Here is a 19,456-nt window from a genome sequence, read left to right on the forward strand (position 1 = left end):
ATGTAGAAAGCGCTTCGGCTGTCACAGTTTGATGTGAGCTGATTGTGGGCGGGTATCGAACGTCCATGTGCATTGCTCTTGCCGCTCAATTTGGACAAACGAAGCCCGGCCGTTTCCTTCATGTGCTGGCAGCCTCACTGCACCTTTGAACAGGTTGAGCAGCATTTTGGTATCTGAAAGCGGGCTAACAAAATCGCGCCATCCGAAGAGGTTAGGTCACGCGGATCAGTCCGGCCACCAGCTCATAGCTTGATCACGGCCATCTTGTCCTGAGTCATATCATGCATGGTGTACCTGATGCCTCCGGTATTATAGCCGGATTGGCGGCGCCCGGCGAAAGGCATCCAATCCACCCGGAACGCAGTATGATCGTTTACCATGACCGCCGTGGCATCCAAACGCTGAATGGATTTCATGGCAGTATCGAGATTTTTTGTAAAAACCGCGGCCTGAAACGCGAACGGCAGGCCGTTTGCGGCCGCATAGGCACTATCCAGGCTGTCGTAGCCGTAGACGCAGACGACTGGGCCGAAAATCTCTGCTATTGAGACGCGTGAGTCCGCGGTTGGGTTCAAAAGAACGGTAGGAGCATAGGTCGTTTGCCCCAAACGCTTGCCACCCGTCATCACCGTCGCCCCGGCCTGAACGGCCTCATCAACCCAGGTTTCAATACGATCGACTTCGGCCGGGCGGATAAGGGGGCCGCACTCGACGTTGGGGTCGCGGGCATCACCGACCTTCAGCGCGTCAGCAGCACCCGCCAGTTTCTGTGCGATCTCAACAGCCTTGACAGTGGGCGCATAAACCCGTTGTACCGAAACGCAGACTTGACCAGCATGATAGAATCCACCCTTGGTCAGCAGCGGAACCATGGCGTCGATGTCTGCCGTTTCATCCACAATTACTGGGGCAGCTCCACCATGCTCTAACGCACAGCGTGCACCTGGTGCCAGTTTTGATCGCAGCATCCACCCAACGCGTGCCGATCCAATGAACGAGAAAAAGCCAACGCGAGCGTCGGTTATCATTTTCTCGGCCACGTCATTCTGACAGACGGCAAAGCGGCACCAATCCTGCGGCAAGCCCGCCTGATGCAAAATGTCGACAAAAACCTTGCAGGACAAAGGCGTATCCAGCGCCGGCTTCACAATCACCGGACAGCTGGTGGCGACGGCCGGGGCAACCTGATGAACAATCAGGTTCAGCGGGTGGTTGAACGCACTGGCCGCAACCACCACGCCGATGGGTTCGCGCTGGGTAAAAGCGATGCGTCCAGTTCCCGCCTCGGTCAAATCCATCGGGATTTCCCGGCCGCTCATCTGACCAATTTCGTGTACGCACAGCTCGACCCCATCGATTGCACGCTTTACCTCGACGCGGGCATCAATTAGCGGCTTGCCGCCTTCGCTTGCAATCAACAAGGCCAGTTCCTCGGCCCGCCCCAACATCAATCGGGCGGTTTCTTTCAGGATTTCAATCCTTTTGTACGCAGGCAACCAGCTGTCGCGATTGCGATACAGGGCATGGGCAGCGCCGAGCATCGCATCGATATCGTCCCATCCGCAGAGTTCCACGCTGCCCACCTTTGCCAGATCAAAGGGGTTCACGACCTCAAGAACGCCGCTCATATCAGGCAGACCTTTGCAGCCAGCTCATCGATCAGAACGCGCTGATTTTCGCTGTAATCGACAGGCAGATCGACCAGATGCACGCCACCTGCAGCAAATGCTGCCTCAAAGGTTGGCACCAGATCTTCGGCACTTTCGACCCGGTGACCAGATGCGCCATAGCTGTTGGCGTATTGCACAAAATCGGGATTATTGAATTCCAGCCCCCAATCGTCGAAGCCGGCATGCGACTGCTTCCAGCGGATCATGCCATATGAGCTGTCGTTCAACACCAAAACAACTAGGTTCAGGCCCAGACGTACAGCGGTTTCAATTTCTTGACTGTTCATCATGAACCCGCCATCGCCACAGATCGCCATGACCCGGCGGTCAGGGTAAAGCTTGGCGGCCATCATCGCCGACGGCAACCCCGCCCCCATCGTCGCCAATGCGTTGTCCAGCAGCACGGTATTGGGCTGATAGGCCTGATAATTGCGCGCATACCAAATCTTGTAGATGCCATTGTCCAGTGCGATGATATCGCAATCCCCCATGACCTTCCGCGTATCGGCCACAAAGCGCTGCGGGATCACCGGGAACCGGGCATCATCAGCCCCTGCCGAGGTGTGCAGATCGGTTTCCTGTTTGACGCGATCAAAATAACTGCGATCGAAATTCAGTGGGCCGCCCAATTTTTCACCCAGCCGGGCAATGGATTGCGCCAGATCACCGACCACCTCGACCTGCGGGAAATAGACCTGATCGACCTGTGCAGCCTTGTAGTTCACATGGATCACCTTTGTACCACCTTCCTCCATGAAGAAGGGTGGTTTTTCGACCACATCATGGCCGACATTGATGATTAGGTCGGCCCGTTCGATGGCACAGTGCAGATAATCCCCGTCCGACAGCGCAGCAGTGCCAAGGAACAGATCCGAGCGCTCATCCACCACGCCCTTGCCCATCTGCGTATTGAAGAACGGGATTTGCGTGTCCTTCACAAACTGGCTGAGCGCACTACGCGTGTGTTTACGATTGGCCCCTGCCCCCAGCAGCAGCAGCGGCATCTTTGCCGCGCGGACCATTTCGGCGGCTTCATTCAGTACCGTGTCACCGGCAACCGCATAATGGCGTGGATGCGGTTCCAGCACAGGTTCCGTGGTGTCTTCAGCTGCGATATCCTCGGGCAGTTCCAATAGAACCGCGCCGGGACGTTCCTCTTGCGCGACGCGAAATGCCTCGCGGATCAGGGATGGGATGGTATTGCCGTGCACGATCTGTTTGGACATCTTGCAGATCGGCGCAAACAGGCCCACCACATCGATGATCTGAAACTGGCCCTGTTTGGATTTCTTGATCGGCTTTTGCCCGGTGATCATGATCAGGGGCATGCCACCCAGATGTGCATAGGCCGCAGGGGTGGCAAAATTCGTGGCACCTGGCCCAAGCGTTGCCATACAGACACCAGCCTTGCCAGTCAGTCGGCCATAGGTGGCCGCCATGAAGGCCGCGCCCTGTTCGTGCCGGGTCAGCACCAGCTCGATCTTCGACGTTCTGAGCGACTCCAAAACATCGAGGTTTTCCTCGCCTGGTACGGCAAAGATGTATTCAACGCCTTCAGCCTCAAGTGCTTCAATCAGTAGGTCCGAGGCTTTGGTGGGGGATGATACAGTGGGAGTAGAAGCTGACATGCGATCTCCTGATGTTTTGTGGACCGACAGCGATTGGCGATCCGGGCGGCAACCCAGGCTGCCACGACCTTAAGGTATACGGTATCGGCTATTCGGCGGCCTGCATTTGTTGGGGGTCTGGATAAAGTTCATCCATGGAGACCGAGCGTCCGTTATCCAGAACGATACGCGCGTGATACCGTTTCAACAGCCGCGGCTCGGCCACGCCACAACTGTGGGCGATAATACCGACTTCTTTCTTAATGTTCTTGGCATAGCTTGCGACACGCTCTGCCTTGCTGACCGGATCAAGCCCGAATTGCAGTTTGGGATTGTGAGTGGTGATGCCTGTAGGGCAAGTGTTCTTATTGCATTGAAGGGCCTGAATGCAGCCAAGAGCGAACATGAACCCCCGAGCAGAGTTCACAAAGTCTGCACCTGCGCAAAACGCCCACGCCACCTCGGACGGGTTAATCATCTTGCCGCTGGCACAGACCTTTATCCGGTCTTTCAGGCCGTATGTCCTGAGCATATCCACAGTCAGCGGCAAGCTTTCCCGTAAAGGCATACCCATATTGTCGATCAGGCTCATTGGCGCGGCACCGGTGCCGCCATCGGCACTGTCAATGGTCACAAAATCCGGGGCGCTTTCCAAACCCCGTTTCAAAATCTCCTGACACAAGCTTTCAAAGAACCCATAAGCCCCTATCACAGCCTTGAAGCCAACCGGCTTACCTGTCAGGTCACGCACATAGGCAATCATGTCCAGAAGATCGCCTACACTGTTGATCTCGGGGTGGCGGTTGGGGCTGATCGCGTCCTGACCGACCTTCAGCCCGCGAATTTTGGCGATATCTTCAGTCACTTTAGCGCCGGGCAGAATCCCACCCTTGCCCGGTTTAGCCCCCTGACTCAGCTTGATTTCAAACATTTTTACCGCGTCATGGGCCGCAACAGAGCGCAGCTTATCTTCATCAAACCCGCCTTCGGGTTTGCGCACGCCAAACTTGCCAGTACCGATCTGAAAGACGATATCTGCGCCGCTTTCCAGATGATAAGGTGACAGACCGCCTTCGCCGGTGTTGATCCAGATACCGGCCTTTTTCGCCCCCGCTGACAACGCCCTCACGGCCGGAACCGAGATCGCGCCATAGCTCATGCCCGAGATGTTAAAGACCGAATCTGTCGAATAAGGTTTTTGCGCAAATGGACCGATGGTCACGGCCGAAGGTTCCTTGGCGTCCTGTTCCAACGTCGGGAACGGGCAATTCACGAAATACACTGTCCCCGTCGGGCGCAAATCGCGGGTCGAACCAAAAGCGACGGTCGAGTCAACATTTTTGGCCGCGCGGTAAACCCAAGACCGTTCAGCCCGATTGAACGGCATCTCTTCGCGATCTTGCGCAAAGAAATATTGACGAAAAAACTCGCCGATATGTTCAAAGAAATAGCGGAACCGCGCAACCACCGGATAATTTCGCCGTAGGGTGCTTTCGGTTTGGGTCTTATCGCGGAAGTAGATCACAACGACCCATAGAACCGCGAGACCTATGGCAAAGATGAATGCATAGGAGAGTATTTCCAAAAATTTCAGGATTGCATTCGATAGCTGTGACATCAATTTTTCGCTCCTGACTTACGTCTTGGCTGTGAGCGGATTGACGGGTGTGTGATCCAGCCTGTCCATCACAATTCAAGTCACATTGGGTCCCAAAGGCGCATATTCCATTCACGACGTTATCAACTTTTGATGATCTGTGGACCGGTGATCGAGTCAACCTCAAGCATTTAACTCCACGCAGGACCGTTGGAAAACTGATCGGCTTAACGCAGGTTCCAAGTCCATTCTGCAATGTTTCGCTGAGCTATTTGGTATGTACTGGATTACCAAAAAATCACGAGCACGAAGTGGTCGTGGCTACGCCAAACGGTAATGCTCTGCTGCAACCCGTCCGGTCATATCCGAACTGCATGAGGGATATGAACGTCGCGGCATTCAATGTCGGAAAAGGTGCGGTAGGGTTCCTTCTCATGCAGCTTCAAAATTGCTGAAGATCAGTTTGCCTGCGGACAAGGCCTGGGCTCTCCACAATTGACGCCTAATCGACTTTCTTGCATTGGTTGATTGCGTTTCAAAAGTACGCTGCGTTCAGTCCTAACTGGAATGGGTTTGCAATGTCCGACGATCCACTTCTTCAACCCTATCAGTTGAAACATTTGACTTTGAAGAACCGGATTTTTTCAACCGGGCATGAGCCCGCCTATTCGGAAGACGGTCTGCCCAAGGATCGATACCGGCTCTATCACCGCGAGAAGGCTCGGGGTGGTTGCGCGCTGACGATGACTGCAGGGTCGGCTTTGATAGCCGAAGACAGCCCGGCTGCTTTTGGAAACCTGCAAGCTTGGCGAGATGAGATCGTGCCCTGGATGCGCGCCTTGGCCGATGACTGCCATCAGCACGACTGCAAGGTGATGATCCAACTCACACATCTTGGCAGGCGCACCGGCTGGGACCATTCCCACTGGCTCCCGGTCATTTCCGCCTCTGGGGTTCGGGAGCAAGCGCATCGGGCGTTTCCCAAACCCGCTGAGGAGTGGGACCTTGAGCGGGTCGTGTCTCGGTTCGCGGATGCAGCGGAACGGATGAAAGAGGCAGGGCTCGACGGAATCGAGCTTTACGCCTCCGGACATCTGGTCGATAGCTTCTGGTCACAATCCCTGAACGACCGACAGGATAGCTATGGCGGCTCGCTTGAGAACCGCCTGCGGTTGACGATGGAGATAATTGATGCGGTGCGTGACCGTGTTGGTCCTGAATTCATCGTTGGCATGCGGCTTACGGCGGATGAGGTCGAAGCTGGCCGCCTCACCGCGGATGAAGGCTCTGAAATCGCACGGCGGATTGCAGCTACCGGTAAAATAGATTTTCTCAACGTCAATCGGGGCTTGATCGAGACGGATAATAAGCTGATCGATTACCTTCCGATCCAGGGCATGCCGACAATGCCTCATCTTGCGGCCGCTGCGCGCATTAAGGCCGAGACAGGTGTGCCAGTTTTTCACGCCGCCCGGATCAACGATGTGTCAAACGCACGACATGCGGTTGCTTCAGGTCAGCTTGACATGGTCGGATTGACGCGCCCGCAACTCGCCGACCCGCATCTGGTGCAAAAGGTGATCGATGGCCGGGAAGACCAAATCAGACCCTGCGTCGGGGCGGTTTATTGTCTTGGTCGCATTTATCAGGGTCACGAGGCACTTTGCATTCACAACCCGTCAACAGGCCGCGAAGCGACGTTACCGCATGTCCTGTCCAAAGCTTCTGAGTGCAAACGTGTTGTCATAGTGGGTGCCGGGCCCGCCGGGTTGGAAGCGGCTCGTGCATCTGCCGAACGTGGTCACGACGTGACGATCTTTGAGGCACAAAACCAACCGGGTGGACAATTGAGATTGATTGCGCGGACCAAGCGCCGTGCGGAGATGATCGCAATCGCAGACTGGCGGGTGGCTGAGCTGGAGCGGCTGGGCGTTGATCTTCGCTGCAACGTCTATGCCGAGGCCGACGATATTCTGGCCAAAAACCCAGATATCGTCATCATCGCCACCGGAGGTCTACCGGACCCCGATATTTGTGAGGGCGGCGGGCTGGCGGTGTCGAGTTGGGACATTTTGTCAGGCGATATCGCTCCGGGGTCTGAGGTCCTGTTGTTTGACGATCACGGGCAGGAGCAAGGCTTGCAAACCGCGGAATTCCTTGCCGAAACTGGGACCTCACTGGAAGTCGTCACGCCTGAACGCTTGTTTGGCGTCGATGTGAGTGGCATGAACCACGCGCCGTATGCGCGTGCCTTGGCGACGCATAGCGTCAGGGTTACGGTCAACACGCGACTTGAAGCCATCAAGCGCAAGGGGAACCGACTTTTAGCGACGCTGGGCTCGGACTATGCGGATCGGAAAACTGTTCGCGAGGTTGATCAAGTTGTCATCGAATGCGCAACCCGCCCGCTGGACCAACTCTATTTCGATTTGAAGCCGCTCTCATGCAATTCAGGCGCTGTGGACCATCGCGCGCTGATCGAGGGGCGTCCGCAAATGATAAATACCGATCCGGACGGCCAATTCATGCTTTTTCGGATCGGTGATGCCGTCGCCAGCCGTAACATCCACGCCGCAATTTACGATGGCCTCCGTTATGCTAAGGATTTTTAGTCACCTTCGTTGCAAAATCGAACGTCCACCTATTCTAGACGTACTGCTGGACGGCGTTCACCAAAGCAGACCTTCGCCATTTGGTTGGAAGGCTTTCGCGACTAGGCGTCAAAGCTGCGGAGTGATGCAAGCGCTGATTGTAGAATTTCCGTGCTCTCAGCGCGCTCCTCAGGCGTCATCGAGTTTGGATCAATAACCAATTGAAAATTCGGCTTTTGACACTCCACTTTAACGAAGGGCGCTCTCGACTCCTTTTGACCCAAGACGCGGTAAGTAATGACGGGTTGAGTAACGCCTTTGACTTGAATGGCGCCAACCTCTTGGGTGTCAATTGCATCGTTCACGTGCGCCCAGGTCTCGTAAGAGATAAAAATCTCTCCTTCTTCAGCCTGGTGTTCCAGCCTTGAGGCAATGTTCACGGCCCCACCAATTATCGTGTAGTCCATCCGGTCTTCGCTGCCGAAATTCCCGACTGTGCAGTAGCCCGTGTTGATGCCAATCCGGCATTTCAATTGCTGGCGTATGCCTTGGCGTTTCCACTCTGCCTGCAACTCTTCCAACTTGTCCCGCATCGCAATTGCCATTTGCACGCATGTCAGTGCATCTTCCCGCACCCCTTTGGTCTCGGGGTCACCGAAGAAGATCAGAATGGCGTCTCCAATAAACTTATCAATCGTAGCACCGTGGCGCAGAGCAACCTGAGCCATTTCAGTCAGATAACTGTTCAAGATTTGAGTTAAGTCTTCAGACTCCAACTGATCAGTGAGCTCTGTGAACCCGGAAACATCGGAAAAAAACACTGTTAACTTTTTCCGTTGGCTAGCAAGTTTCACTTCCTGACGACCGGAAAAGATAGACTTATAGACTTGCGGGGATAGGTACTTTGCGAGCTTCCCTGACAACGCTTCAAGCTCTTGATTCTTGAGAATAACTTCTTCAGCGGCGGCGCGCTGTTTTTCGGCCAGAGCACTAAGTTCCCGCTCGTTTCGATCACTCAATCGAATCATTCGCCGAGTTGTTCTGAGCAGCTTTCTGTATTCTTTTGCAAGGTTTTGTATCGACTTGCGCGTTTTGTCGTTTGGAAACTTTCCGCTGTCCAGCGTCGCTTCCACCGTCTCGAGAACTTCTTTCTCTCGAGTAAAAAGATCGTCGATAGTCATCGATCCGACAACTTTTTCAGAGCAAACCTGGCATGCATCAGATCTTCTCCAAACTCCTCGCCAAGCTCTTCCATTGTTTCATCTTCAGGGTCGTGGAACCAGTAGACCTCTACGCTTCTCCCGGTCTCTGCCGCAGAATCCAGCAGCTCCAAAATCATCATGATGGCTTTGGCACTGGAGGAATTGAAATAAATAAGTTCAAAATCAAACCGACAGTACGATTTTGAATTGTCTGACAGCCACTCTCTCAGCGCATCGAACAATGGATTGTAGAAAGTGGTGACATCCTCTGGGTAGGATTCTCCAATCAGCCTGAGGTGACCAGTACCGAAATCAAACGCGACGCTGGGTGTCCGGTTGGTTGCGGAGATCTCAATATTTTGCATCAATCCCCTCTTAGACTGTGGCTTTGAGCGCGAAAAATGCGTGCTGGTCGTCAACCCGCATAAAGTCGAACTCAATTGGTTTTGACGCTCTGCGCGCAATCTCGATTAACCCGATGCCGGCACCGTTAGCGACGCTGTCACTCTCGGATCGAAGCTGGTCCTTGTATGCAGCCTTGAGTTCTTCGCGATTCATGTCGCGTAGTGCTGACAACCGGCTTCTCATGTTGTCTACGTCACTCAAAAGGATCAAATTTCCAGCGTGAACGACGTAGTTTTCAGCTTCGTTCCCAATCGTCAGGATGCCGTAGCGTATGTCCAACACTTCGGTCTCCCCATCGACAGGCAATTTTTCAACTGAATATCTAATGATGTTCTGCATTTGCTCTACAAACACAGCGAATACACTGCGAAGCGTTTTGGTGTCGGCATCTTCAGACACCAACTTTTGCTTCAAGGCGTCACCGACACCGCTGAGGATGCCTTCAGTTACATACCCGCTATAGGCAAAAACGACGCCTTGTTTACGCAGGCCAGCGCGCAGCTCGTAGACTTCGTTTGCAAGCATCTGTTTCCCTTGATCATTCCCGGAACGAACCAAGTTCGATCAGGACCTTCATATCACAAGATACACATTTATGCATTTTTAGTGTATCAATTGTGCAGTGTTTTTAGTGGGGAGGTGAGGATGACCAGGCTTTTTTGCATGCTCGCCGGGGTGTTGATTTCCAGCCCGGTAGTCGCTGCCGACATTCCGACTGAGGTGAAGGCAAAACTTCAATCTGCTATGATTGCACATGTTGATGGCGTGATGGTTGATGGTGCCTATACGTATCTGGATACAACCACCAACGAGATTGAGACCGTCTACCCAGCAAATGTTCATCCCATGGTAATTCCTGCGGGAAGTGATTTCTTTGTTTGTTCCGAAATGATTACGGACAACGGAGATACCGTGACAGCGGACTTCCTCGTGCGTGAAATTGCCGGGGATTACAAGGTCGTGCAGATGATAGTCAACAATCGTGATGCTCTTCAGGCTGCAATGAAGAATATCGGGAACTAGGCGCCTGTCTGTACTGGGGCGAATGGTGCGAGAGGTTTGGACCTCTCTTAACCGCCGAATATTTTTAAAACATATTCTGGCGACCCTCTTGATTGGGGGTGTGTTGAATGCGGTTGTGCTCTTTTTCTATTACGAGTTCAAAAGGCAGGCGCAGACAGATCAAATTGCGGCCGAAATGGCCACGATCGCCAATCGCATTGCGCGCCCGCTGGCTGAATTGGTTGAAGCAGGGAACCTCCCGCAAGCCACAAGTTTGTTGGCGGTGTATTCGGGGTTTCCCTACGTGGTTTGCGCTGAACAAAAACTAGAGCAAGGTTCGAAAACTCTGGTGTCCTGGCCCGCTATAGGGTGCGCCAAGATAAAAAAACCAGGTTTGGATATTTTGGTTTCCGTTCCGACGGAAGCGGGACCAACCACCATGTTGGCGCGAATTGACCAAGAAGTCCTCAAGAGAGAGCTGCGAACAGAAGTAGGCGTTGTGGTTCTTCTTGGGATTCTCGGAGGGTTTGCACTGATCCTAGCCGGTGCCGCCGCATTCTTATGGCTGATCAACAGACCCCTCAGTCAAATGCTAAACGCCATTGAAAAGTTCGAACTGTACGACGACCCGCAGCGAGTGACCTACCAATCGGAAGATGAGATCGGCAAGGTTGTTCAAAGCTATAACTCAATGCTTGATCGGGAGGTCGAGCGCGTCACTGCAATCCGAGAAGCGCATCACCATATCGTCGAAAGTGTAAACTATGCCACGCGAATTCAGCAGGGCTTATTGCCGACTGCAAATCAATGCCAGGACGCCTTCGCCGATTTCGCCGTCAAGTGGGAACCTCGCGACTTGGTCGGTGGAGACATCTATTGGCTCAGAGCGGCAGGTCCAGTTTCAACACTCGCGGTAATTGACTGTACAGGCCACGGAGTCCCCGGAGGGTTCATGACCATGTTGGCAATTGCCACCCTCGAACGGCTTTACTTTGAAAACGAAATTCTTAGCCCCTCATCGGCTCTTTCGAAGCTGAGCGACTTGACACGTACACTCCTAAATCAGGTCAATTCCGACGCGACATCTAACGACGGCATGGACGCAGCAATTTGCCAGATTGATGCACGGACAAGGACAGCTATCTTTTCTGGCGCTCACATGTCCTTGTTGGTCAAGTCAGATGCGGGCGTTGAACGGATTCGAGGCGACAAAATGAGTATTGGATATGTGGATACTCCGAGTTCACCTGAGTTTTCTGAACACGAGATCCAGTTTGAAGAAGCCACGACTTTGGTTATCTCTACCGACGGTCTCATCGACCAGCTAGGCGGGGAAAAACGTCTGGCATTTGGTTTTCAACGCGTAATGGCGATAATCCAAAAGGGTGACTGGTCAACCTCGGAAGAGCTTTTGCGGGCCATAGACAGGGCATTTCAAGACTACACTAAGGATGAAGAGCGACTGGACGACCTGACGGTGATTGCGCTGCGCCCAGCAGGCAATAGTGATTGAGCTGCCACGCAGACACTTGACCACCCAACGCTGGGCTTTACTACCGGACCACGTACCCAATTCAGGTGCTCCAAATCCGTTCAAACGCGCCGGAGATTCGTTGAGAACGATGGTGCCAGCGCCCGCCCCAGACGTGTCTTCCTTTTGCATGGGCGAATATCGGCACACAGAACGTTTCTTCTAAGAACCCGTGGTCTGCTTGTTGACATCGCCTGGTTGCCCAACAACTTTAAGCTATGATTGATTTGCAAGACCTACCCGAAGAGTTTCTCGAAGATCCATTTCCATTTTACGATGCATTACTTGAGACTGCGCCAGTTTGCACGCAACCAGACGGGTCGGTTATCTTGTCGCGCCATGCAGATCTGGAGCGGGTATACAAGGATACAAAACTCTTTACCTCTGACAAGAAGGCAGCTTTCGCGCCGAAATTCGGCGAGCATAGTTTGCTGTATGAGCACCACACGACATCCTTGGTTTTCAACGATCCTCCGCTTCACACGAGGGTACGTCGCATCATGTCATCAGCACTCGCGCCGCGCGCAATTTCGCGCCTAAAACCTGGCCTGATCGAGACCGTTGATCAACTGCTCGATGCGTTGAACGATAACCCCGACCTGATCGAGGATTTCGCTTCGCTAATTCCAATTCAGATAATTGGTAATTTACTGGACGTCCCAATGGATGAACGCGAACCCCTACGGGGTTGGTCCCTGGCAATTTTAGGTGCGTTGGAACCGGTTTTAAGCGAGGAACAGCTTGCCGCCGGTGAACGGGCCGTTTCCGAGTTCAAGGTATATCTAAAGGACCTTATCTCACGTCGGCGTCAGGCGCCTGGTGATCCCGACACAGACGTTCTGACCCGTCTTATTATCGGCGACGATAACGGGCAACTGACCGAGACCGAACTCATCCAGAATTGCATTTTCATACTTAATGCAGGCCATGAGACCACGACCAATCTGATCGGGAATGGCTTGGCACTGCTGCATGACCACCCGGATGCGCAACGGGAATTGCGCAACAATCCGGACCTTATCGACACATGTGTCGAAGAGGTTTTGCGTTTCGCCTCGCCAAACCAGTTTGGCAATCGGGAAGCAGCGCAGGATTTTGCGATAGACGGCATTACCATTCCGAGTGGCACCAATCTGCACCTTTGTATTGGTGCGGCAAACCGTGACCCGACAGTGTTTCCAGCTCCGAACCGTTTCGATATTGCGCGCAAGCCAAACCGTCATCTCGCTTTTGCCGGTGGGCCGCATATTTGCGTTGGTCTCACCCTGGCACGCATGGAAGGGCAAATTGCATTGGGGCGTTTTCTCGAGCGAGTCAGGTCATTCACGCTGACAAATCGCGTGCAAGGCGGTCGCGTCCGGTTTCGCGGCTTCAAGAATCTCAAGGCGGAAGTCACACGCCATTGACTGAGGTGACCAAACAATCCCCAATAGCGACTAGGGTCAGAGAATTCGGTGCCATTTATGTTCGGGGACCGTGGGAACCGCAAAGCGGCTCCCACAAACGACACCCATTCTGATTACCCTTCGACAGGGGCAAAATGTGCTCGGAAAAAGCGCAGATATTCCGGCTCATACGTGAACTTGAGCCCGCGGATTTCATTTGCCTTTTCCATGACCCGTTCAACGCTTTCGGCAACCACGTCCATATGCGCCTGGGTGTAGACGCGACGCGGAAGGGTCAGGCGCACAAGTTCCAGTTTCGGCATGAAGTTTTCGCCGGTGTCCTTGTTGCGCCCGGCCGAGACAACACCCCGTTCCATAACCCGTACGCCTGCGTCAACATAAAGTGCCGCAGCCAATGCCTGCGCGGGAAACTGATCCTGCGGAATATGGGGCAGGATCGCGCGCGCATCGAGGAAAATCGCGTGTCCGCCGATCGGGTTCACGATCGGCACGCCCATGGCTTTGAGTTTGTTACCAAGATATTCGACCTGTCCGACACGGGCGTTGATGTGGTCATCCTGCACGCTTTCTTCTATGCCGATGGCCAGAGCTTCCATGTCTCTTCCGGCCATGCCGCCATACGTATGCAGCCCCTCATAGACCACAACAAGGTTACACGCCTTTTCGTACAGCTCCGGATCATTCATCGCTAGGAACCCGCCGATATTGACCAGTGCATCTTTTTTGGAAGACATCGTGGCCGCATCTGTCAGTGCGCAGAGCTCGAATACGATTTCGCGAATGGATTTGTCGCCATACCCGTCCTCGCGGCGCTTGATGAAGTAGGCATTCTCGGCGACCCGCGTCATATCATGGACAAGCTTCACATCGTTTTTGTCGCACCACGCGCGCAGTTCACGCAGATTAGCCATCGAGATTGGCTGTCCACCAGCCATATTCACGCAAGTCGCGACGCAGATATAGGGGATCTTGTCTGCGCCGACCTCACCCACAAGAGCTTCGAGCTTGGTCAGGTCGACATTGCCCTTGAACGGGTGGGTCGAAGCAGGGTCGTGTGCTTCGTCGACGATGACATCGACAAAGGTGGCTCCTGCCAATTCCTGGTGCAGGCGGGTGGTCGTGAAATACATGTTTCCGGGCACGAAGTCGCCATCTGAAATCAGGATTTGCGACAAAATGTTTTCGGCGCCACGCCCCTGGTGGGTCGGGACGGTGTGCTTATAGGAATAGTGTTTCTCAACCGCATCTCGCATACGATAGAAATTGGCACTGCCAGCATAGGCCTCATCGCCCGCCATCATCCCAGACCACTGCCGGTCGGACATTGCGCCGCAGCCAGAATCGGTCAAAAGGTCGATGTAAACATCCTCGGATTTCAGCAGAAATGTGTTGTAACCGGCCTCAGCGATCGCGGCCTTCCGCTCGGCTTCAGTGGTCATCTTCAGCGGTTCGACCATCTTGATCTTGTATGGTTCGGCCCAGCTTCGGTTTTGCAAAGTCATAGTTGGCTCCTTGTTCAAACGACACGTAAGTGGGTTTTCGCGTGGAGCCTTGAGGGTGCGCCACGGATTGCCCGTGGCATTTCATCCCTCCTTGCCAGAACTCGCGCTCTGGCCAGAGTGGCCGTGTCGAACACTATTGGCTAATGGCGGGATACTCAACCACGAAGTGAAGCTGATATGTTAAAACCCGGCTTTCGCTGGCCAATGTTCCAACCATTCGATTGGCATCCCAAGAGCCATTCAACTTTTCACATTGGTTTGGGCATTTTCGCGGAAGTTTCCCTAAGTTTGCCGGTACGATCTGATCTCCTCATAAGCCGCAAGTGTCCAAGGCCAGATTTAGCCAATACTCAAGGGTGACACGCACGTCGACAGGCGGGTTGTACCCCTCTGCCTCCATACCTGTGATGAATTGCATTTTTCTGGCCTTGGTCATACCTCAGCTATCCGGCGGTGATCCACCGCTGGACTCGTCTGTGGCGCCGGGGGCTCTGACCGACCGAGATGGTTTTGGCGCTGTGCCACATTCCAGAAGCGAAAGAGCCCTCCTGAGGCTTGCAGCCGCCGCCGAGCGGTCTTCTTCCGACATCGCTGACACGTCAACGTCCATTCTGAAGTGAGGCAGATGCTCGTGCAGGCTTTGCGTAGTCTGACCTGTCCTTTTCTGCGGGTCAGCGACGCTGTAGGCAGCAACTGGATAGGCGATCCCCTTAACGTCTATATCTCCGTATTCTGAGCATTCAATCTGATCCCGGACAATCGCGAAAGTTTCATAGGACATCAGGATTTCGCCCGGTGCGGCCGTCGCTTCCAATCGCGATGCAATGTTCACGGCACCCCCGATGATCGTGTAGTCCAACCTGTCTTCGCTACCGAAATTGCCCACCGTACAGTACCCCGTGTGAATACCCATCCTGACCTGGAGCGGTTTTTCGATTCCGGACCTGTGCCACTGGTCCTGAAGCTCTTTCATCCGGTGCCGCATCTCCATGGCCATCCGAACACAGGAGAGAGCATCCTCTTTCACGCCCCGTGTTTCTGGATCGCCGAAAAACACAAGAATGGCATCACCCACGTACTTGTCGATCGTGGCCCCGTGCGCGAACGCGATCTGGGACATTTCCGTGAGGTAGTGGTTAAGAAGTTGCGTCAATTCTTCGGACTCGAGCCTGTCAGCGGTTTCCGTGAAACCCACGATGTCGGAAAAGAATATGGTGAGTTTCTTGCGTGAGCTGGCCAACTTGACTTCTTGCCGACCGGTAAAAATCGACTTGTAAACCTGAGGCGAGAGATACTTGGACAACTGGTTGGCCAACCCCTCCAAGGCCGCTGTTTTTTCAGCCAATTCGGCTTCACGTTGATCAATTAAACCCATATAGCGCGACATTGCGCCTGAAATCTCGCCGATTTCGTCTGGACGGACATCGGAAAATCCATGTTGCCGGTCCTCCGCATAGCGTTTCAATGCCATTCTCAGCTTATCAAGACGCAGGAACACCCGCTGTCTGAGCACCCGGGAAACCAGGGCAGCCCCTGCGATCAGAACAAGGAAAAGTGCGGAGGTGATAAGCAATGTGAACCGTGTCGCTTCATTGACCAATTGCACCTGGGATTCGAGTTCGGAGCTGGCCCGCCAAAACGCGTTGCTTGCACTGCTAAGCAGTCTGTTTGCAATCAACGAGTTCTCCTCGATCAGCGCCTTGATCTGGAAGGCATTTGACAGTTGTGACGATTTGGCTTCCAGAATCTCCGTTCGATTTGCGTTCCAGCTTTCGATCAAGTTGTCCGGTCCAAGACCTGATGCGCGTTCCGTTGGCACTCTTCTTGTCTCGGTGAGGTGGCGGGTCAGCGCCTCAACACTTTCATCCGTAGTCTGCCGGTTACGCGGAAGCCGTGCGCGGTTTGTGTCCTGCAACAAACCGTCAATCTGCAATGCCGCACGTGTTGCCAAGTCTATGGCCACAGGGTCATCACCGGGTTCTGCGGAATGCAAGTCATTCAGATGCCGCGCAAAAACTTTGATATGGGTCTCAATCGTGCGACGAAGGTCGATTTGCTCATCCACGGCATCCATCAGATGTTCAAGATTTTCATTCAAGGTGGCAGCACTTAACCGGAGCGGCGCAACGCGTTCCTGACCACCACTTAATCCCTCCAATTCGTCGAGGAGGGCCAACAGCGAAGCCTGCTTGTCGTGGATGCGCGCGATCAGTGTGTCTAATTCCGAGCGGGTCGCGGCGTGGCTCAAGGCTGGCGCTATGGAACTCGTGGCAGAGGCTTCCTGAGATAGCTGCGACAGCCGGATCAAGCTCGGGAGCGATTGAGTGCGGAGCACATCAAGCTCCCTGTGGATCTCGAATAACCGAAGCGTTATCAGGAGCAACCCCAGCCCGAGCAGTACGCCGATCATCGCCAATACAGTAAACAGCAGCGTCGATATGCGTTGCCAAACATTGCCGTGATTTGCCAATTGATCGGGCACGGTATCGGCCTACCGGAATGGCGGGCTGATCATCAAACCGCCATCTCGCCAAAGCCGGTTCAGCCCACGATCAATATTCATCAAACTGCCCGGACCAAGATACCGGTCGAATATTTCGCTGTAGTTTCCGGCGCCTGCGATCACGTTTCTTGCCCAATTCCGGTCCAAACCGGCGACCGCCGTTCCTTCCACGTCATCAAGCCCCAGCAAGCGGCGGATTTCGGGATCGGAGCTTTCCAGGTGTACCTCGATGTTTGACCGGGCAATGCCTTTCTCTTCGGCTAGAATTGTCACAAAAATCGCCCACCGCACGATATTTGCCCACATCATGTCACGCGAAGACACGTACGCCACAAGCGGCTCCTTAGAAATAATCTCGTCATGCAACACATAATTCGCGGGATCGTCAAAAGCCGAGCTCCGCATCGTTGCCAGAGCAAACCGATCTGTCGTCAACAGATCGCATCGGCGGGCAAAGAACGCATCGTTTCGTCCCTGTGATGACTCGAAAGCCTGTATTGTCCAGTCGAGCCCGTGTTGAGCTACATAATCTTCCAGATTGCCGATGGTTGTCGTGGCGCGTGATACGCAAACGGATGCGCCACCCAAGTCGCGAAGCGAACCTTTGATAGTTCCCCTATGAGACATGAACCCTTGGCCGTCGTAGTAAAGTACAGCTGCAGGGGTCAGGCCGAGGGCTATGTCGCGGGAAAACGTCCAGGTGACGTTTGAAACATAAAGGTCGACTTCACCCTCAGAGATGCTTTCCAACCCCGCGCGAATGAGGGCTGGCGACATCTGAACCGCGTTTCGGTCACCTAAGACCGCCAACGCAACAATCCTGCAAAACTCAGGGAAGAACCCTTCATACCCTTCCGAGCCAATTCGCGTATCACCGACCAGCCGGTTTCCAATAGAGCACTTGACAAAACCGCGCTCCCGGACTGCGCTCAGAACGCTTTCGTCTGGTCGGGCGACACCAACACTCAAAGACACAATAAGAACTGCAGCGGTTATCGAGACGATAAGAGAACGCATCGGCACCTCCCTCGTTGATCCTCATTCTATCACGATCCAGGGATTTTACGAATAAAGTGGAAATTGCTGACCAAGTGCAGTTTCGAGTGGCCCTTCGCGCGTTACACGGCTTTGCGACACAGACGATCCGAACGGATCCATCAGGATTTCCGCCTGAGTTTGCATGCTATCGCGACCTTGAACTGGACTTTTCTCTTGGCGATTGCCTGTAAATCTAGTACTTCATCTGTGATCACAGTTTGATTTTTCAAGGGGAATCACATGCCCGCGACCAGAGCTATGTCAGCCGATGAACTACGCAAGGAACTGACCGAACTGAAACAGCTGGATCAGGAACAGGCGCGAACAATGCCGCCCAGTTTCTACACCTCCTCCGATTTTCTGGAGCTTGAGAAAGAGCACATTTTCCGTCGGGAATGGATTTGCCTTGGGCATGTTGAAGAAATCCCCGAGCCTGGTGATTTCTTCACTACCGAAATTGTCGGCGAGCAGCTGTTGGTTTCACGCGGGCAGGATGGCGACGTACATGTGCTGTCCAATGTTTGCCGCCATCGCGGCAATCTGGTGGAGACCAGCCCCAAAGGGCACCGCCGATCTTTTGTCTGTCAATATCACGCCTGGACCTACAACACCGAAGGCCAGCTCAAGACTGCTCCTTTAATGAAGAACGCCAAGAACTTTGAAGTGAAAGGCTGCCGCCTGCCCCGGATGAAGTCCGAAATCTGGAGCAACTTCATTTTTGTCAATCTGGACAGCACTGCCGAACCACTGGCGCCTCAGATGGAGGTTTTGGACGGCATTTTACACAACTACCATAATGAACAACGTAACCTGCTATTCACCGACGAAGGTGTTTGGAACACCAACTGGAAAAATTTGACCGAGAACTTCATGGAGGGTTACCACCTCTTCGCGACCCACTCCAAGACCCTGCAGCCGATGACGCCAACACAGCTGTGCCGCAAGGTTCCGGGCGAAGCACGCTGGACGGCCTACAGATCCTATTACGATCCAGACTTCCCTCCGCGTGGCCCGTTCCACGAAGATATGACAGAGGATGAACAGCGCAACACGGTCCTGTTCAATGTATTTCCCAGCTTCGTGGTGGCCGTGGCAGCCAACTACACATTGTATCTGTGCCTGCGTCCCAATGGTGCAGAAAAAGTGGCCATTCGCTGGGGAATTGCAGGGTTTAAAACCGACCCGAATGACCCGGAAGTCGTCAGCTATGTAAATCTTTGCAAGTCTTTCAACGCAGAGGACAAGGAAAAGCTGGAAACCCTGCAGATCGCTCAGAACACTCGCTATTTCCCACACGGCCCGCTGGCGCCTGATGATTTGGAAGGCACCATCTGGGACTTTCTGGGATATATGGGCCGGATGCTGGGATCAGACCGTGATCTGTGATCAGGCCGATACAAAG

Annotated in this window: 15 protein-coding genes; 5 read left to right on the plus strand and 10 right to left on the minus strand. The window is 53.8% G+C overall.

Going from position 1 to position 19,456, the window contains the following annotated elements; translation table 11 throughout:
• Positions 1-242: 242 nt before the first annotated feature.
• The 3 genes from AC2TCY_RS20285 to AC2TCY_RS20295 all read right to left on the minus strand — a co-directional run bounded on the left by AC2TCY_RS20285 (position 243) and on the right by AC2TCY_RS20295 (position 4,895).
• Complete coding sequence (locus AC2TCY_RS20285) at positions 243-1,628, minus strand: aldehyde dehydrogenase family protein (protein WP_480850232.1); 1,386 nt, start codon at positions 1,626-1,628, stop codon at positions 243-245.
• On the minus strand, positions 1,625-3,298 hold the full coding sequence (locus AC2TCY_RS20290; RefSeq protein WP_480850234.1) for an acetolactate synthase large subunit: 1,674 nt from the start codon (positions 3,296-3,298) through the stop codon (positions 1,625-1,627). The genes AC2TCY_RS20285 and AC2TCY_RS20290 overlap by 4 nt, the downstream gene beginning before the upstream one ends.
• Positions 3,299-3,386: 88 nt before the next feature.
• Positions 3,387-4,895, minus strand: a complete 1,509-nt coding sequence (locus AC2TCY_RS20295; RefSeq protein ID WP_480850236.1) for an FMN-binding glutamate synthase family protein — start codon at positions 4,893-4,895, stop codon at positions 3,387-3,389.
• Positions 4,896-5,452: 557 nt separating this feature from the next.
• On the opposite strand from AC2TCY_RS20295, the gene AC2TCY_RS20300 reads away from it, so the two are divergent.
• Positions 5,453-7,486, plus strand: coding sequence for an oxidoreductase (locus AC2TCY_RS20300; protein WP_480850238.1), 2,034 nt, complete (start codon positions 5,453-5,455; stop codon positions 7,484-7,486).
• A gap of 101 nt (positions 7,487-7,587) precedes the next feature.
• Here the strand turns inward: AC2TCY_RS20300 and AC2TCY_RS20305 are convergent, their stop codons facing one another.
• From AC2TCY_RS20305 to AC2TCY_RS20315, 3 genes are read right to left on the minus strand one after another with little or no spacing between them, the layout of a single operon-like run.
• Entirely contained in the window at positions 7,588-8,646 is a 1,059-nt protein-coding gene (locus AC2TCY_RS20305; protein ID WP_480850240.1) for an adenylate/guanylate cyclase domain-containing protein, read from the minus strand.
• Entirely contained in the window at positions 8,643-9,032 is a 390-nt protein-coding gene (locus AC2TCY_RS20310; RefSeq protein WP_480850242.1) for a DUF1987 domain-containing protein, read from the minus strand. Before AC2TCY_RS20310 ends, AC2TCY_RS20305 begins: the two co-directional genes overlap by 4 nt.
• A 10-nt stretch (positions 9,033-9,042) precedes the next feature.
• The gene (locus tag AC2TCY_RS20315; protein ID WP_480850244.1) at positions 9,043-9,597 is read right to left on the minus strand and encodes a SiaB family protein kinase; all 555 of its coding nucleotides are present in this window, start codon (positions 9,595-9,597) and stop codon (positions 9,043-9,045) included.
• 120 nt (positions 9,598-9,717) lie between these two features.
• Between AC2TCY_RS20315 and AC2TCY_RS20320 the strand changes: the two genes are divergently transcribed.
• From AC2TCY_RS20320 to AC2TCY_RS20330, 3 genes are all read left to right on the plus strand, one after another.
• Positions 9,718-10,095, plus strand: a complete 378-nt coding sequence (locus AC2TCY_RS20320; protein WP_480850246.1) for a hypothetical protein — start codon at positions 9,718-9,720, stop codon at positions 10,093-10,095.
• A 25-nt stretch (positions 10,096-10,120) separates the two neighbouring features.
• A complete protein-coding gene (locus tag AC2TCY_RS20325; RefSeq protein ID WP_480850248.1) occupies positions 10,121-11,587 on the plus strand; it encodes a SpoIIE family protein phosphatase in 1,467 nt (488 codons plus the stop codon).
• A 236-nt stretch (positions 11,588-11,823) separates the two neighbouring features.
• Positions 11,824-13,011: a cytochrome P450 gene (locus tag AC2TCY_RS20330; RefSeq protein WP_480850250.1), complete on the plus strand. Its 1,188-nt coding sequence runs from the start codon at positions 11,824-11,826 to the stop codon at positions 13,009-13,011.
• A gap of 113 nt (positions 13,012-13,124) precedes the next feature.
• Here the strand turns inward: AC2TCY_RS20330 and AC2TCY_RS20335 are convergent, their stop codons facing one another.
• From AC2TCY_RS20335 to AC2TCY_RS20350, 4 genes are all read right to left on the minus strand, one after another.
• Positions 13,125-14,513, minus strand: coding sequence for a tyrosine phenol-lyase (locus tag AC2TCY_RS20335; RefSeq protein ID WP_480850252.1), 1,389 nt, complete (start codon positions 14,511-14,513; stop codon positions 13,125-13,127).
• A 310-nt stretch (positions 14,514-14,823) separates the two neighbouring features.
• Positions 14,824-14,949 (minus strand): hypothetical protein, encoded by a 126-nt coding sequence (locus tag AC2TCY_RS20340; RefSeq protein WP_480850254.1) that lies wholly within the window; start codon positions 14,947-14,949, stop codon positions 14,824-14,826.
• Positions 14,950-14,952: 3 nt separating this feature from the next.
• On the minus strand, positions 14,953-16,995 hold the full coding sequence (locus AC2TCY_RS20345) for an adenylate/guanylate cyclase domain-containing protein (RefSeq protein WP_480850255.1): 2,043 nt from the start codon (positions 16,993-16,995) through the stop codon (positions 14,953-14,955).
• 9 nt (positions 16,996-17,004) lie between these two features.
• The gene (locus AC2TCY_RS20350; protein WP_480850257.1) at positions 17,005-18,033 is read right to left on the minus strand and encodes a type 2 periplasmic-binding domain-containing protein; all 1,029 of its coding nucleotides are present in this window, start codon (positions 18,031-18,033) and stop codon (positions 17,005-17,007) included.
• A 261-nt stretch (positions 18,034-18,294) separates the two neighbouring features.
• Here AC2TCY_RS20350 and AC2TCY_RS20355 point away from each other — a divergent pair, with 261 nt between their 5' ends.
• A complete protein-coding gene (locus AC2TCY_RS20355; RefSeq protein ID WP_480850259.1) occupies positions 18,295-19,440 on the plus strand; it encodes an aromatic ring-hydroxylating oxygenase subunit alpha in 1,146 nt (381 codons plus the stop codon).
• Positions 19,441-19,456 lie beyond the last annotated feature (16 nt).

The sequence above is a fragment of the Ruegeria sp. HKCCD7181 genome (assembly GCF_057221055.1).

Excerpts from the sequence above, each read along its gene's own strand:
- AC2TCY_RS20300 (WP_480850238.1), top strand. The coding sequence starts at position 5,453 with ATGTCCGACGATCCACTTCTTCAACCCTATCAGTTGAAACATTTGACT.
- AC2TCY_RS20315 (WP_480850244.1), bottom strand. The coding sequence starts at position 9,597 with ATGCTTGCAAACGAAGTCTACGAGCTGCGCGCTGGCCTGCGTAAACAA.
- AC2TCY_RS20285 (WP_480850232.1), bottom strand. The coding sequence starts at position 1,628 with ATGAGCGGCGTTCTTGAGGTCGTGAACCCCTTTGATCTGGCAAAGGTG.
- AC2TCY_RS20290 (WP_480850234.1), bottom strand. The coding sequence starts at position 3,298 with ATGTCAGCTTCTACTCCCACTGTATCATCCCCCACCAAAGCCTCGGAC.
- AC2TCY_RS20295 (WP_480850236.1), bottom strand. The coding sequence starts at position 4,895 with ATGTCACAGCTATCGAATGCAATCCTGAAATTTTTGGAAATACTCTCC.
- AC2TCY_RS20305 (WP_480850240.1), bottom strand. The coding sequence starts at position 8,646 with ATGACTATCGACGATCTTTTTACTCGAGAGAAAGAAGTTCTCGAGACG.
- AC2TCY_RS20350 (WP_480850257.1), bottom strand. The coding sequence starts at position 18,033 with ATGCGTTCTCTTATCGTCTCGATAACCGCTGCAGTTCTTATTGTGTCT.
- AC2TCY_RS20340 (WP_480850254.1), bottom strand. The coding sequence starts at position 14,949 with ATGACCAAGGCCAGAAAAATGCAATTCATCACAGGTATGGAGGCAGAG.
- AC2TCY_RS20355 (WP_480850259.1), top strand. The coding sequence starts at position 18,295 with ATGCCCGCGACCAGAGCTATGTCAGCCGATGAACTACGCAAGGAACTG.
- AC2TCY_RS20310 (WP_480850242.1), bottom strand. The coding sequence starts at position 9,032 with ATGCAAAATATTGAGATCTCCGCAACCAACCGGACACCCAGCGTCGCG.
- AC2TCY_RS20335 (WP_480850252.1), bottom strand. The coding sequence starts at position 14,513 with ATGACTTTGCAAAACCGAAGCTGGGCCGAACCATACAAGATCAAGATG.
- AC2TCY_RS20320 (WP_480850246.1), top strand. The coding sequence starts at position 9,718 with ATGACCAGGCTTTTTTGCATGCTCGCCGGGGTGTTGATTTCCAGCCCG.
- AC2TCY_RS20330 (WP_480850250.1), top strand. The coding sequence starts at position 11,824 with ATGATTGATTTGCAAGACCTACCCGAAGAGTTTCTCGAAGATCCATTT.